We start from the raw sequence: 13736 nt of genomic DNA, 5'->3' as shown, positions 1-13736 counted from the left end.
ACCCTGGAGCTGGATGTCACACCTCGAGTTTCCAGGCATTCCTGTAACTTCCCAGAACCCTGAGGAAAGTGCTCCGGGTTCTCAGTTCTTCAAGGAGCTGCCGGTACTTCTCCTCGACCAGATTTCCTTCCCAGTCCACGTAAAAGAGGTACTCCCAGGGCCTTCCTATGAATGGACGGGATTCAAGCTTTAAGAGATTCACACCTCTTCGGGCAAACACCCCTAAAGCCTCGTACAACGCCCCCGGGTAGTTCCGGAGGGCAAAGACGCAGGAAACCTTATCGTGTTCAGGAAGGGGCTCAAAACGCGTGGCAATGATGATGAAACGAGTGAAGTTTCGAGGGTTATCTTCGATATCCTCTTCCACCTTCTCAAGACCATATTTGGCAATGGCCTCATCGCTTGAAATGCAGCCACTCCCAGGACCAAACTCAGCAGTCCTCCGGGCCGCTTCTTCCGTACTCCCTACATTGATGATCCGCACGCCCTTAAGACGCTCGAGGAATTTCCCACACTGGGCAAACCCCTGAGGATGCGCAAAGAGCACCCGAAGGGTGTCTCTCGCTGTTCCTGGGTAAAGCCCCAGGTGCTGGGAAACCCGGATGAAACGCTCGCCGACGATGAACGTTTCCGGAAACTCCAGAAGGAGGTCAAAATTGTGGTGAATGCTCCCCGTAATGGTGTTCTCTAGGGGAACCACTCCGTGAGTTGCTTCACCCCTCACCACACGCTCAAAAACCTCACGGAAGTTCTGGCAGGGAAGAAGTTCCACGTCCTCCCCGAAGGAACGTCGAGCCACCTGGGAGCTGAAGGATCCCTGCTCCCCAAGGAATGCCACCCTCGGCTTTTCAGGGTTTGGGCCTCTGGAGGTCCTTCCAGAGCACGGTACGATTCCAGCAATGTCCTCTCGCTTGAGTTCCCGGCCCACAAGAACGCTGATCACCTCGAGGTCCCTCATGAGTTTACGGAATTGCTCAAAGCGAAGGCTCTGAGGGCCGTCAGAGAGCGCTCGCTCCGGCTCTGGATGCACTTCCACCATAACACCATCTGCTCCGCAGGCCACAGCAGCCCTCGCCATGGGGATGACCTTCTCCCTGAGGCCCGTACCGTGGCTTGGATCCACCACGATGGGAAGGTGTGAGAGCTCTTTCACCACCGGGATAGCGGTGAGGTCCAGGGTGTTTCTGGTGAAGCGCTCAATGGTCCGGATGCCCCGCTCGCAGAGAACCACCTGAAAGTTCCCAAGACTCAGAATGTACTCTGCCGCAAGAAGCAGGTCTTCAACAGTGGCGGACATGCCTCGCTTCAGGAGAACGGGCTTCCGCAACATTCCCACCTTTTTGAGAAGCTCGAAATTCTGCATGTTCCGGGCACCAATTTGAATCATGTCCGCATACGCAGCCACGAGTTCAGCATTCTCGGGACTCGTCGCCTCAGTAACCACGGGAAGGCCAAAACGTTCCCGGGCCTTGGCAAGGATTTCAAGTCCTGCCTCTCCCAGTCCCTGAAAGCTATACGGGGAAGTGCGGGGCTTAAAGGCTCCTCCCCGAAGGATATGGCCCCCAAAACGCCTCACCACTTCTGCGGTGCGGAAGAGCTGGTCCTGCGACTCCACCGCACAGGGCCCGGCAATGACCACCACGGTTTCCCCACCTATGGCAACGTCCCCAACCCGCACCACAGTGCCCTGTGGCAGGAAAGCACGATGGGCCAGCTGAAAGGATGTCTCAAGGTCAATCACCCGTTCCACAAAGGAGGCGGGGAGGACCTCAGAAACGGGGAAAGTCCGCTCGCTGACCACAATCGTCTTTTTTCCATCAAAATCCACAAAGTGCACCATGAAGCCACGATGTCGGAGGATCTCCTCAAGTTCACGCTTTTCCTTCTCATCAAGAACACGATGCCCAATAACAATCACGCGTCCTCACCCCGAAGAAAGAATCGGCCACTGGCCCTCGTTTCCTCCTGGCAGGTATGGCATTCTCTTATCGAAGCGAGAGCATCAAAACCCCGAAAGAACAGCCCTCCCTCATACGAGCACCGGAAGGCGTCAAAGAAGTACTTTATGGTCAATACCACTCCTTCAAAAAGCCTCTCTCCCCTTGTTGCTCCCACCGCCAGGAGAAAACCTTTCTTAGGTTTCATGTTCTCCTTAAAAAGATATCGCCTTGCCCAGAGCACCTGTGCCCGGTCCACCAGTGCCTTAAAAGGAGCAGGAAGGCCATAGAAGAACACCGGGGTGCTCACCACGACTCTATCTGCCGCAAGGAGCTTCTCGACTACCACGGCCATGTCATCCTGAATGACGCACTTTCCCATGGCTTCACAGTACCGGCAGCCCCGGCAAAACTGAATATGAAGCTGAGAGGGAGTGAGAATCTCCGCATCAGAAAACCCAGAAGAAAGAAACCACTCAAGGAGCACATCGCTATTCCCCCCTCTACGGGGACTACCGCGAATACCCAGAATCTTCAAAAAACATCACCCTCCTCAATTCTACACGACTTTCAGAATAAAATCCGCCTTTCCTGGTTGAAGAAGAAAACCAAAATTTGGAAGAAGAAAAGGAGGCGATCAGAATGCCCATCCCCATTGGTGAAAAGGCCAGAACTTTTGCTCTGAAGGATCAGCATGGGAACGTCGTTACCCTTGAAAGCCTTCGCGGCAGGAAAGTTGTTCTCTCCTTTCACCCTCTGGCCTTCACTCGTATATGTACTTACCAGATGCAGGACCTGGAGAGCATCAAAGGGCAACTGGATGCACTCAACGCTGTTGCTTTGGGTATCAGCGTTGATCCGGTACCAGCCAAGCATGCCTGGGCCAGAGAGATTGGGGTAAAACATACCCCTCTCCTTTCGGACTTCTGGCCCCATGGCGAAGTCGCAGAGATGTATGGGGTTTTCAGGAAAGATGACGGCTTCTCAGAGCGAGCTGTGTACATCCTCGATGGAGAGCACACCATTCGATGGGTCAAAGTGTACCCCATTTCTGAACGGCCCAGTATTGGAGAGATTCTCAAGGTTCTCGAAAGCCTCTAATTGGAAGCTGAAACCCTCTGGGACCCCAGAGGGTTTCAGCGGCTTCGCCGGTTACCGGCATACACGCTCAGCATGGCAAAAAGAATGATACCGAATCCCAACCACTTTCCGGCATCACCAAGGCCAAGAGCGGTAAGGAGATTGATCAGCGTCTGGAGGAAAATTGAGCCCAAAATGACCCCAAAATAGCTCCCCCCACCGCCGGTAAGCGGCACTCCTCCAACCACCACAGCAGCAATACTCGGCATGACGTAGTTCGATCCCATATCTTTGAAAGCGATCCCCATGTTTCCGAGAAGAAGGAGTCCAATAAGGCTTGCCAGGATACCACTTGCCACAAATGTCAGAAATCGAACCTTTTTGACGTCAATGCCACAGAGATACGCCGTCCGTTCATTGGCACCGACACCGAAAAGAACTTGCCCCCACTTCGTCCTCTCAAAAACCAGTATCGCGAGAACAGCTACCGGAATGAGCACAAAGAGGATGTTTGGGAACACTCCAGTTAACTTTGCGGCAAGGGTCACAAGGACTGGCGATGGCCTCCCTGTGATGGCCTTCCCCGCTACATAAGCGTTCACAATTCCCTGAAGAATATCTGCCATTGCCAGAGTGACCACAAGTGGAGGCAGTTTTAGGTACGACGTGAGTACCCCGTTGGCAAGTCCCACCAAAAGCCCAAGAACCAAAGCCACAAGGAGCGCCACCCAGAGATAGGCATTCCGCCCATCCATGATGCTTGCAGTGAGCACTGCAGTGAGCGTTGCTGTGTACCCCACAGAGAGATCCAACCCCCCACCTCCTGCAACAATGACAATCATCTGGCAGAGACCAAAAAGGGCAATGAAGGACGCGAGTTTCAGGGTTAAAAGGATTTGCTCAAGGGTTAAAAATCCTGGAACGATTACACCACCACCAACGTACAAAAGAACAGTGAGAAGGAGGATGGCAAAGGCTTTCCGGTACTGTACAGGGAACCAGGAACCCAGAATCCATCCATACCAGGGGGACGTTTTTTTCAGGAATGTCTCCATACATCTCACCTTAACGGAGTTCTCGACGCAGGGTGGCATACGCCGGACCTGCAATGGCAGCAATGACAATGATGCCCGAAACCAGGGTCTGGTACGCATTGGGAACATTGGCAAAAAAGATGATCCTTCCCACAAATCCAAGAATGAGCGCACCCACAATGGCAAGGTACACGCTCCCCCGACCACCAGAAAGAGCAATTCCTCCCACAACCACCGCAGCGATGGACCGAAGCGTCAAGGGTCCCCCCATGCGGGCATCGCCAGTCTGGTTCTGGCCAACAAAGAAGAGAGCTGCCAGGAAAATCAAAATGGCGTTGAGCATACAGGCAAGCATCTGTGTTTTTCCCGTATTGATACCACTCACGTAGGTGCTCTCGATATTACTTCCCACGGCGTAGATGTACCGTCCAGTACGGGTTCGACTCACAACGTACCACAGAACGCATGCCCCAACAATTAAGAGGAGAGCCGGAGGAACGTAGTTCCCAAGGCTTTTGAGTACTTCGGGGACACCTTCAACCACGCGCATGTTGTAAAACACCCTAAACCAAGGAACGCTTTCCCCGCCCGGGGTTGGGCGCAAGAAAAGCGCAATTCCGAGCCAGGCATAAGATGTGGCAAAGGTCACAATAACCGGTGGAATCCGCAGATACCCAATACCAAGGCCGTTTACCACACCGGTGCCCAGAGCTACAAGGAATGCTATGATGAGTGCATAGACACCCGTTACCGGGTCATCTCTTCTCATAACCGTGGTGAGCACACAGGTGAGCAGCGACAATGCTGCTCCAGAAGAAAGGTCAATTCCCCCAGAAACGACGACAATGGCCTGCCCCATAGCAAGGAGAATCAGGGGAGCGAAAGAGTTGATGGTTCGAACAATAGACTTGGCTTCGAAGAAATTCTTCTGCAAAATAGCGGTAATACCAAAGAGCACAAAGAACATCAAGAGACTAGAGGTTTCGGGCTGAAGCAGGGCGCGTTTCAGAACTTCGAAAGACAGGACAACGATACTCTTCCGTGCCGCATCCATACAACCTCTCCCCTTTTACCGGGCTCGTACAGAAGCAGCGGTGATAGCCTCTTCGCTGATGTCTTCTCCCGTCAGTGTGGCCACAATGTCACCCTCGTACATGACGAGAACCCGATCCGCGTACTGGGCTAACTCCTCGTGGTCGCTGGCGTAAAGGACAACGCCGATACCCCGTTCTCTTGCCAGACGTCTAATGTATTCGTACAGGTCCCTTTTGGCACCAATATCCACACCCTTTGCCGGATCAGCGAGGAGGAAAACCTTGACATCGAAAGAAAGCCATTTTCCCACAACAACTTTCTGCTGGTTACCTCCAGAAAGCGTACTCACCGGAGCATCAAGGCTAGAAACCTTAATAGAGAGGAGTCGAACAATGTCCTCACACTCTTCCCGGTACTTCTTTCCGGGAATAATCACAGGATGCCGGGGGGAACCGAACTTGGGGAAAACCATGTTACTGTACACTGAATGCTCGAGAAAGAGGCCCTCTTTCTGCCGGTCTCCAGGAACAAGAAGTATGCCATTCTGGATAGCATCCTGAGGGCGACGGAGGACAATTTTCCTCCCTTCTATTTCCACCTCGCACTGCACCCCAGGGAAGCTTCCCGCCAGGGCATAGAGCAACTCATTCTGCCCCTGACCAGCAAGACCACCGATGCCAAGAATCTCTCCTTTTGCAAGTTCCAGAGAAACATCTCGCAGAGACTTTACCCTGCTTCTGACGCGGGCTCTAAGGAGAACCTCACAGGACTCGGGTTTTTCCCCAGAGGTTCTTTCTGCCAGCGAAGGTCGAACGGTTTCCCCAGTAATGTGACCAATGATGGTTTCAGGGTCCTTCTCTTCCCGGTTGAAATCAATATATGCTACCGTGGCACCGTTCCGGAAAATGGTAACGTCATCGCAGATCTCCATGACTTCCCAGAGACGATGGGAGGTGAAGACAATAGCCACACCACTTTCTGCCAGGGCTCGCATGTAAGCAAAGAGACTCTTAACCTGGGTATGTTCAAGGGCCGCTGTAGGCTCGTCAAGGATGAGGAGCTGTGGCTTCTCGGCTATTGCCTTGGCAATCTCCACAATCTGCATCTCTCCAGGACCGAGTTCATACACCTTCTTAGTAATGTCAAGACCTGGCAAGAGTTTGCTCAGAATGTCTCTCGCAATCCGTTTTGCCTCCTGGTTGTCAAGGAAGATACCCCGGCTCTTCTCCATGCCCAGCACAACGTTCTGCCACACCGTGAGATCGGGAACAAGGCTGAGGTTCTGAAAGACAAGGGCAATACCATCTCTTTTTGCTTCACTCGGGTTCCTGTAGTGCACCAGCCGTCCCTTGTACCATATTTCTCCTCCATCGGGCCTGTACACTCCAGCGATAATCTTGGACATGGTGCTCTTCCCCGAGCCGTTTGCCCCAAGAAGTCCCGTGATCTTTCCCTGCTGGCAACGGAGGTTTCCGTCCGAAAGCGCTACAACACCACCGAAGGATTTTCGAACGCCCCTGGCTTCAAGGATGACCAACGAACATTCCCTCCCCTGATAAAGAAAAGCGCTGGAGGGAGAGCCCTCCAGCGCTTTGGGTATCACTCGAAGAGTTCGGCGACGACTTCTTCAGGCATGATCTCGGTCAAGAGGTAATCATCAGGTTTGTCCTTCAAAAGCTCCCATGCCTCGTCGAAATTCTCATCGGTAATGAACATGCTCACTTTGTAGAAGAAGGTGTTATCTACGAGAACACCTGGCTTGAACTGTTTCCCGTTGTAGAGTTGCAGAGCAATACGGAAGGCAGTACCACCAATTCCCGGCGGGTTCGGCTGAGTACAGGCCTTAAAATCTGCCCCGGCTTCGCGGAGTTTCTTCCACTCTTTGAAGAAAGCAGTTCCCGGATCACCAAACATGACCTTGGGAAGTTTTCCAGCATCGAGAAAGGCCGAAAGAACACCATACGCCATCCCATCCTGAGTGATGACCCCGTCAATCTGCTGACCAGAGGCGATGATCTGGGCTGCAACTTCTTTAGCCTTTGTCTGGTCCCAGTACCCACTTGTATCGGCAATGAGTTTGATATCGGGATACTGCTTGAGCACTTCGTAAACGGCTCTGCGGCGGTCATTGTCCGCAGGATGTCCCTCAAGGCCGTAGATTTGAATGACATTCCCCTTCTGCAGTGTGGAACAAATCCACTCCACATTTTTCTTCATCCATGTGTAGTGGTCAAGGGTGACATTAATGACATTTGGTGCAGTCACTGTAGCGTCAAAAGCCACAACAAGGATTCCCGCCTCCTGAGCTTCCTCGATAACTGCGTTCAGGGCGGTGGGGGAATTGGGGTTCACAAGAATGATGTCCACACCCTGGGCAATGAAATCGCGGAGGATATTGGCCTGCTCTGTAGCATCACCATTGACAACGTTGTTGACGATCTTAAAATCGGCAATTTTCCCCGCCGCCTTGTACTCATTACCCACTTCTTCCAGGCCGTTGATCATGATGGTACGCCAGGAAGTCCCGGAAGACCCAGTGGATATACCCACAACGGGGAGCTTCTTCTGGGCCAGTGCCTGGGACACCCCAAGCGCCAGAAGGAAGCAGAAAAGACTCACCAAAAGAACAAACATTCGGAAACCACGCCTCTGAGTCATTCCGTCCTACCCCCTTTTGGGTATTTTGGTCGAGAGATTCTGCCTTTTATCCTGCACTTTTTGCTCAGTATCTCACCTCCTTCAATCAGAACTCACGAATTTGCCATACATTATAACAATATCTTAATATGAATTCAAGGCTCCGCGCCTTAAAAAAATTTCTGCCCGTACCCTGGAGAGGGTACGGGCAGAACAGTCATCCTTCCTTCTTTTTCGCCATTGACACCCAGATACCCACAATACCCAGAATAATCTTCACAAGAGCATGCCAGACTGGCTCCGTACCGATGTTCAATCCCGGGATAAGCCCGAGAATCCCCATGATAAGCAGAAGCCAGCTGTAGATGGTGAGGAGCACTCGAACCATGATGCATCCCTCCTTTTGGATTGTGATGCCTTAATTATAACAAATCAGCCACCTTCAAAAATAGGCTTTTCCTCTCCAAAATGCCACTCCTCCGGACTGCGCAGATATTCGTAGGTATTGAAGAGGAGGTTGTAGTGGCGGTATTCTTCTGAGGCCAGAAAATCTAGGAAGTCCTGAACATCCTTCTCCTGAACTTCCTTTCTCTTCTCCACATAGAACCTGTGGGCTTTGGATTCAAGGTCCATAGCCGTCTGGAGAATATCGAGCTCTTCGCTTGTAGGAGGGATAAGCTTCTCTGTGTGTTTCTGGGCTTCGGTAAAGATGTTCTCGAAGTACTCCCGCGTGGATTTTCGAATACCCCCCCAGCTCTCGAAAACGAACTGCTGTCCCTTACTGATACGCTCAAAACCTTCCTGGATCCTCTCGATATGAACGAGCTCCTCATCGGCCAGACGTTTCAGCACTTCTTTACTCAGGGGATTCGCGACCCGAGAAATCCCGCTGAGGTAGAATTGCCGTCCATCCTCTTCCATCTTCAGAGCAAACTCGAAAATGACTTCAAGATTCATGTTTCTTCCTCCTTTCGTACATACTATCCACTTTCCATATCCTTCAAGAGTCCCTCCCCAAAATAAGAAAGCGGATAATCCTCCACTGAATAGCCAACCTCATTCTCTCCTCATCTGGGGAATGCCCTTGGGAGTTGCGAAACTCTGCAAAACTCTGTCTCCTTCCAAACGAAGATCAAAGTGATGGTGTGAAGCCCAGTGTCCATGGATGATAAACCCCGGTAGATCTCACCTCCTTCGCTTTCCTTCTTAACCATTCCGAAACTTGTCTTATTCGCGGTTCCCTGATAGAATATCCCAAAAAGAGCTCAGAGGAGGAAGCAATGCCCGAACTCCCTCTCAAGTGCAAGCACTGCAAGGCCACTATTGGCCTTGAAGATGTCACTGAGATTGGTATCTATAAGATTCCAGCGTATCGAGGTTCAGCGTATATCCGATACATTTGCCCTTACTGCCGCGACTTCGGTGAAGTCACCTTCAGTCTTGAGAAGATCGAAGACGTGGCAAAGATTTTCAAGAAGCGGCGCAAGGAGACCCCTCGAGGACAGATCACCATTGACGAGGTTATCGAATTCCATAGAGAGCTTGAGAAGTTGAAAAACGCTGATTTCCTTAAGGACTCCTGAGGCCTGGTCAAAATGATGAAGACGAAAGAGGAGCAAAAGAAGATTTTCCAAGAGCTTCTGGTTCCTGAGCTCCCTGCGCTTTTCCGTACAGCTCTTCGCATGACCAGAAACCGCGAGGACGCCGAGGATCTGGTCCAGGAGGCTGTAACTAAAGCCTTTGCCGCTTTTGACCGCTTTGAAGAAGGAACGAACTTCCGGGCCTGGATTTTCAAAATTCTCACCAATACCTTTATCAATAACTACTACCGCCTCAGAGATCGGCAGAAAGCGCCATCGCTTGAAGAGATGGAAGATGAGTCTTCTTTTCAGCCCTCCTTTGAAGGTGTCACCCCTGAGGAGGCTCTGCTTAACACGCTCACCCGGGAGGATATCCTCCGGGCCATCGAATCTCTGCCTCTTGAATTCCGTGCGGTTGTCGTGCTCACCCTCGTTGAAGGTTTTTCGTACAGGGAAACAGCTGAAATCTTAGACATCCCCATAGGCACAGTGATGTCCCGCCTCCACCGGGGGCGAAAGCTGCTCCAGAAGCTGCTCTGGGAGTACTCCACACGAAAAACCGGCATGGAGAAGGAGAACGAGAAGGGATGGACTGCAAAGACCTTGTAGAAAAACTTTATTTTTACCTTGATGGAGAAGTTCTCACTGAAGAAGAACGGAGGGCCATTGAAGAGCATCTGGCTTTGTGTCGGAAATGCTGCGAGCGGTATGAGTTCGAACGCCTCCTCTGGGATATGGTGCGGCATAATGGTCAAAACGACCACGTGCCCGAGGCCCTGATCGCCAGAATAGAAGGTGTTATTGCCCAGTTTTGAGGTGATAACCGTGAAGGGATTCCAAAGAGTTCCTGTTGAGCACATCGCAAAGGCCTTGGTGGAAAGTTACCGGAAAACACCCCGTATCACCTGTAGCGAGGAACGAGAGTTTCCTTCGCGGGAAAAAGTCATCTGGATTACCGAAGAACTTCGGGGGCTGCTCTTTCCCGGGTATCTTGGTAACACCCATATGTGCTGGGCAAATGTGGAGTACTTTGTGGGGTGCAAACTTGACCACCTCTTTGTTGCTTTGAGTCAGGAAATCTCCAAGGCCCTCCGGAGTGATCCAAAAGCCATGGAGGAGACTTCTCGCTCCTGTGAAGAACGAGCCTGCGAAGAAACTCGGCGTTTCCTTGAAAAGCTCCCGATGATTCGGGAAATGCTCGACGAGGACGTTCAGGCTGCTTTCGACGGAGACCCCGCAGCAAAAAGCATCGAAGAGGTGATCCTGAGTTATCCTTGTGTCATTGCCATCTCCATCTATCGCATGGCTCACGAACTCTTTGTCCAGGGTATTCCCCTTATCCCCAGAATGATGACTGAATATGCTCACAGCATCACAGGCATCGATATTCACCCCGGAGCCAAAATAGGTCGGAGTTTCTTTATCGACCATGGAACGGGAGTGGTTATCGGCGAGACCTGTGAAATTGGAGACAACGTAAAAATCTACCAGGGCGTGACCCTTGGAGCGCTTTCTTTTCCGAAAGACGAACGCGGGAAAATCATCCGTGGGAGGAAACGTCACCCGACCATTGAGGACAACGTAACCATCTATGCAGGAGCGACAATCTTAGGAGGCGAGACAGTCATAGGAAGAGGAAGTGTCGTTGGGGGGAATGTGTGGCTCACCCACTCAATTCCGGCAAATACCAAGGTGGTCATTGAAGAGCCCCGGCTGAGAATTATCGAAAACCGTACCCAATGAGTTTTCTGGTGCATCTTGCGTTCTTTGCAGGCTGGGTGGGAAGCAGAATTGCCTTCCCTTCCTCCTGGGTTTCCAGCAGTGTTGGAATTGCCTGGTTTATTCTCTTCCTCTCTACAGCTCTGTACTTCGCTGTCTTCTCCTGGAAAAGGAGAGCCTCTCCTCTTCAGGGTCTTGGTTACGGAATCGTTGCCGCCATCCACTACCCGGAGTTTCTGTGGAAACTCAAACCGCGGCTTGACCTCTCGTGGGAAGAAAAAAAGCAACTCCTCGCCCTCTCCCCAGCAATCACCCACGTATCGCGTCCCAGCTCTCTGCTTTGCCCCTTTTGCAAAATCGAGATCGAACACGTCCTCGTTGCACTCCCTGGGGAAGGCATCGGTGTCCGAAGAAGACCGGTCTTCTGCCCCCGCTGTCAGACTCGCCTCGATTGTTGTCGGTTCTGCGTCTTCTTCGAGCCGAGAAGCGGACACCTCCTGGGGTGGGGAGAGGACCTGACCTCTGGCCGGTGCACGCTCATCAAAAAGCACCAGTCTGTTGACGAGATTTGCAGCTCTTCCGTAGCCCAGAAACTCAAAGAGATGGGATGGCACACCCTCTATGCAGGGCTTGCCATCCCCGACTCCTTTTCACCACCAGAAGAATGCCGAACGTTCCAATTCGACGAGCGAAAAACACTCCTTGAACGCCTTCCCTGTATGGGGAAAGAACGAGTGCTACTTTTACGTCTTGAAGAGGCTATCTACTCCCAGCCTTCTTCGAGTTCCCGCTCAGGCTGAGCAGCAGAAGAGGCAAAGTCAAAACCTAAAAGGGCACTCATTTCGTTGTTAATCTCCTGAAGGAGGGAAACCAGACGATCCTGAGCCTGAAAATACGCCAGAATCACCGGGTGAGAGAGTGCTTCCTGGCGAGCCTGCTCAATCCCGGCAAAGTCCTCGTCGACAAGGTCCCTCTGGAGGGCAATTCGGCTCAAGGACCTCTGCTCCTCCTCAAGGCGCTCAAGAAGCCGCAATGCTTCGGTATTCTTTGAGAGCATGGAACGGGTGTTCTCAAAGTCCTGGAAAGGTTGGGTACAGACGATTTGTTCCACCAGCGACCGAATGGCATCCTTCAAAGATTGGGGAAGAACGATATGCACGTGACACCTCCAACAACTTTTCTCCTATTATAGGGTGCACTGGAGGAAATTTCCATCCTTCTCCAAGACTTCTTCGAAAAAACACTGCGTTCGTTTACAATTTATGGCGATGAGAGAAATTCGCAGGAGGTGAACACCGTGGCGAAAGTTGGTGTCATAACCTTTTCAGACGGACGCCCTCATGTGCACCGGGAACTCCTCTCCATGAACCTTGCTTTTCAGGAACGACTGGTGCGACGCCTTCGGGAATCCGGACACGAAGTTGTGACGGCTCCCGAACCCCCTTGGAACAACGAAACTGCTGTGCAGGCCGGGAAACTACTGCAGAGAGAAGATGTGGATTGCACCATCTTCAACTACGCCATCTGGTCATGGCCTCATTTTACAGTTCTTGCTGCCCAGTTCGCTCCCCGACCGTACCTGTGCCTTTCGAATATCAACCCTGGATACCCTGGACTTGTAGGAATGCTGGCAAGTTCCGGAGCACTGGCTAACGTCGGTATACCGTACATTCGGGTCTCTGGGGACGTTGAGGATGAGAAAGTTTTCCGGAAAATCGAAACCTTCATTCGCGCCGCGTCCTGTGTTAAGTCCCTCCGAGGGGAAACCTTTGGGTGTTTTGGCGGGCGCCCTATGGGGATGTACACGGCTACCGTGGGAGCGGACGTCTGGGCAAAGGTTTTTGGCATCGACGTGGAGCACATTGATCAGTGGGAAATCGTCCGTAGGGCTGAGACTATCCCCCGGGAGAAAATTGAACAAGCTTTTAAGTGGTGCGAAGAAAACGTGGGAAAGATTCTCTACGATGGAAAACAGCTGACCCCCGAAATCCTGAAACGTCAGATCGCCTCATACTACGCTGTCAAGTCGCTCTGTGAGGAACTGCACCTTGATTTCTGTGGTATCAAGGGGCAACCAGAGCTCACCAACAATTTCTGCACCATGGATGTTGCGGAGGCTTTTTTGAACGACCCCTACGACTTTGATGGCCCTAAAGAGCCCATCGTATGCGCAACCGAGGCCGACATGGATGCGGCCATCACCATGGAAATCCTCAAAAAACTCGCCCGAACCCCCGTGCTCTTTGCTGATGTTCGACACTGGCACGAAGATTACGGAGTGCTCGACCTCTGTAACTCAGGACAGCACGCAACATATTTTGCCGGAGGGAGCTTCGACTACCGGGATAACCTCCCCAAAGTGGTCTTCTATCCCGAGGGTTTCTACTTCCCCGCCGGAGGAGCTGCAGTTCACCACCTCGCCCACCCGGGAAAGGTTACCTTGGCACGTCTTGGTCGTAAAAACGGGACGTACTGGATGGCAATTCTCCGGGGAGAATTCGTGCAGTTCGACGAAAAGACTAACGAAGAAATCATGCGGAGAACCCAGATTGAGTGGCCTCACGCATTCTGTCGTCTCGAGACCTCCATTGAGCGGTTTATCGAAAAATTCCCTTGCAATCACATCCACGCGGTTTACGGCGATTATGTGAATGAGCTCATCATGGTGTGTGAAATCCTGGGTATCCCCTGGGAAATCCTCTAAAAAACAAAAA

At 51.9% G+C, this 13736-nt stretch carries 17 protein-coding genes; 7 read left to right on the top strand and 10 right to left on the bottom strand.

The window, feature by feature from the left end:
• Positions 1 to 16: 16 nt before the first annotated feature.
• Both aroF and ACPT9Q_RS10740 read right to left on the bottom strand, forming a co-directional pair.
• Positions 17 to 1918, bottom strand: a complete 1902-nt coding sequence (gene aroF / locus ACPT9Q_RS10745; RefSeq protein WP_427365837.1) for a 3-deoxy-7-phosphoheptulonate synthase — start codon at positions 1916 to 1918, stop codon at positions 17 to 19.
• The gene (locus ACPT9Q_RS10740) at positions 1915 to 2475 is read right to left on the bottom strand and encodes an NAD(P)H-dependent oxidoreductase (protein ID WP_026137259.1); all 561 of its coding nucleotides are present in this window, start codon (positions 2473 to 2475) and stop codon (positions 1915 to 1917) included. The genes aroF and ACPT9Q_RS10740 overlap by 4 nt, the downstream gene beginning before the upstream one ends.
• 104 nt (positions 2476 to 2579) lie before the next feature.
• Here ACPT9Q_RS10740 and ACPT9Q_RS10735 point away from each other — a divergent pair, with 104 nt between their 5' ends.
• Positions 2580 to 3038 (top strand): redoxin domain-containing protein, encoded by a 459-nt coding sequence (locus tag ACPT9Q_RS10735; protein WP_427365836.1) that lies wholly within the window; start codon positions 2580 to 2582, stop codon positions 3036 to 3038.
• Positions 3039 to 3073: 35 nt separating this feature from the next.
• Here the strand turns inward: ACPT9Q_RS10735 and ACPT9Q_RS10730 are convergent, their stop codons facing one another.
• From ACPT9Q_RS10730 to ACPT9Q_RS10700, 7 genes are all read right to left on the bottom strand, one after another.
• Entirely contained in the window at positions 3074 to 4072 is a 999-nt protein-coding gene (locus ACPT9Q_RS10730) for an ABC transporter permease subunit (RefSeq protein WP_017872901.1), read from the bottom strand.
• A 10-nt stretch (positions 4073 to 4082) separates the two neighbouring features.
• Entirely contained in the window at positions 4083 to 5105 is a 1023-nt protein-coding gene (locus tag ACPT9Q_RS10725; RefSeq protein ID WP_427365834.1) for an ABC transporter permease, read from the bottom strand.
• Between the two features lie 15 nt (positions 5106 to 5120).
• Entirely contained in the window at positions 5121 to 6623 is a 1503-nt protein-coding gene (locus tag ACPT9Q_RS10720) for an ATP-binding cassette domain-containing protein (RefSeq protein WP_017872903.1), read from the bottom strand.
• Positions 6624 to 6685: 62 nt separating this feature from the next.
• On the bottom strand, positions 6686 to 7744 hold the full coding sequence (locus tag ACPT9Q_RS10715) for a substrate-binding domain-containing protein (protein ID WP_427365833.1): 1059 nt from the start codon (positions 7742 to 7744) through the stop codon (positions 6686 to 6688).
• A 196-nt stretch (positions 7745 to 7940) separates the two neighbouring features.
• A complete protein-coding gene (locus ACPT9Q_RS10710; RefSeq protein ID WP_017872905.1) occupies positions 7941 to 8111 on the bottom strand; it encodes a hypothetical protein in 171 nt (56 codons plus the stop codon).
• A gap of 44 nt (positions 8112 to 8155) precedes the next feature.
• Positions 8156 to 8680, bottom strand: a complete 525-nt coding sequence (locus ACPT9Q_RS10705) for a ferritin family protein (RefSeq protein ID WP_017872906.1) — start codon at positions 8678 to 8680, stop codon at positions 8156 to 8158.
• A gap of 99 nt (positions 8681 to 8779) precedes the next feature.
• Positions 8780 to 8848 carry a hypothetical protein gene (locus ACPT9Q_RS10700; RefSeq protein ID WP_427366767.1) on the bottom strand — a complete coding sequence of 23 codons (69 nt, stop codon included), beginning with the start codon at positions 8846 to 8848 and terminating at the stop codon, positions 8780 to 8782.
• Positions 8849 to 9003: 155 nt separating this feature from the next.
• On the opposite strand from ACPT9Q_RS10700, the gene ACPT9Q_RS10695 reads away from it, so the two are divergent.
• Genes ACPT9Q_RS10695 through ACPT9Q_RS10675 form a run of 5 tightly spaced genes read left to right on the top strand, consistent with a single transcriptional unit; the run spans position 9004 to position 11822 of the window.
• On the top strand, positions 9004 to 9306 hold the full coding sequence (locus ACPT9Q_RS10695) for a hypothetical protein (protein WP_017872907.1): 303 nt from the start codon (positions 9004 to 9006) through the stop codon (positions 9304 to 9306).
• 12 nt (positions 9307 to 9318) lie between these two features.
• Complete coding sequence (locus ACPT9Q_RS10690; protein ID WP_427365832.1) at positions 9319 to 9912, top strand: sigma-70 family RNA polymerase sigma factor; 594 nt, start codon at positions 9319 to 9321, stop codon at positions 9910 to 9912.
• Complete coding sequence (locus ACPT9Q_RS10685) at positions 9891 to 10118, top strand: anti-sigma factor family protein (RefSeq protein WP_427365831.1); 228 nt, start codon at positions 9891 to 9893, stop codon at positions 10116 to 10118. Before ACPT9Q_RS10690 ends, ACPT9Q_RS10685 begins: the two co-directional genes overlap by 22 nt.
• Before the next feature lie 10 nt (positions 10119 to 10128).
• Positions 10129 to 11046, top strand: coding sequence for a serine O-acetyltransferase EpsC (gene epsC / locus ACPT9Q_RS10680; protein WP_427365830.1), 918 nt, complete (start codon positions 10129 to 10131; stop codon positions 11044 to 11046).
• Between the two features lie 8 nt (positions 11047 to 11054).
• Positions 11055 to 11822 (top strand): hypothetical protein, encoded by a 768-nt coding sequence (locus ACPT9Q_RS10675; RefSeq protein WP_427365829.1) that lies wholly within the window; start codon positions 11055 to 11057, stop codon positions 11820 to 11822.
• Here the strand turns inward: ACPT9Q_RS10675 and ACPT9Q_RS10670 are convergent.
• Complete coding sequence (locus ACPT9Q_RS10670; RefSeq protein WP_017872912.1) at positions 11786 to 12181, bottom strand: YlbF family regulator; 396 nt, start codon at positions 12179 to 12181, stop codon at positions 11786 to 11788. The two genes, ACPT9Q_RS10675 and ACPT9Q_RS10670, sit on opposite strands and share 37 nt — an antisense overlap.
• A 138-nt stretch (positions 12182 to 12319) precedes the next feature.
• Here ACPT9Q_RS10670 and ACPT9Q_RS10665 point away from each other — a divergent pair, with 138 nt between their 5' ends.
• A complete protein-coding gene (locus ACPT9Q_RS10665; protein ID WP_017872913.1) occupies positions 12320 to 13726 on the top strand; it encodes a hypothetical protein in 1407 nt (468 codons plus the stop codon).
• The last annotated feature ends 10 nt before the right edge of the window (positions 13727 to 13736 follow it).

This window comes from Candidatus Caldatribacterium saccharofermentans, from assembly GCF_050267035.1.
In the GTDB taxonomy this organism is placed as follows: Bacteria; Atribacterota; Atribacteria; order Atribacterales; family Caldatribacteriaceae; genus Caldatribacterium; species Caldatribacterium saccharofermentans.
The sequence above is the reverse complement of the archived record's forward strand: the minus strand, read 5'-3'. Positions and strand labels throughout refer to the sequence as shown.

Bases quoted from the DNA above. Each gene is read 5' to 3' on its own strand.
- ACPT9Q_RS10735 (WP_427365836.1), top strand. From the start codon at position 2,580: ATGCCCATCCCCATTGGTGAAAAGGCCAGAACTTTTGCTCTGAAGGAT.
- ACPT9Q_RS10730 (WP_017872901.1), bottom strand. From the start codon at position 4,072: ATGGAGACATTCCTGAAAAAAACGTCCCCCTGGTATGGATGGATTCTG.
- ACPT9Q_RS10725 (WP_427365834.1), bottom strand. From the start codon at position 5,105: ATGGATGCGGCACGGAAGAGTATCGTTGTCCTGTCTTTCGAAGTTCTG.
- ACPT9Q_RS10715 (WP_427365833.1), bottom strand. From the start codon at position 7,744: ATGACTCAGAGGCGTGGTTTCCGAATGTTTGTTCTTTTGGTGAGTCTT.
- ACPT9Q_RS10710 (WP_017872905.1), bottom strand. From the start codon at position 8,111: ATGGTTCGAGTGCTCCTCACCATCTACAGCTGGCTTCTGCTTATCATG.
- ACPT9Q_RS10705 (WP_017872906.1), bottom strand. From the start codon at position 8,680: ATGAATCTTGAAGTCATTTTCGAGTTTGCTCTGAAGATGGAAGAGGAT.
- ACPT9Q_RS10695 (WP_017872907.1), top strand. From the start codon at position 9,004: ATGCCCGAACTCCCTCTCAAGTGCAAGCACTGCAAGGCCACTATTGGC.
- ACPT9Q_RS10690 (WP_427365832.1), top strand. From the start codon at position 9,319: ATGATGAAGACGAAAGAGGAGCAAAAGAAGATTTTCCAAGAGCTTCTG.
- ACPT9Q_RS10685 (WP_427365831.1), top strand. From the start codon at position 9,891: ATGGACTGCAAAGACCTTGTAGAAAAACTTTATTTTTACCTTGATGGA.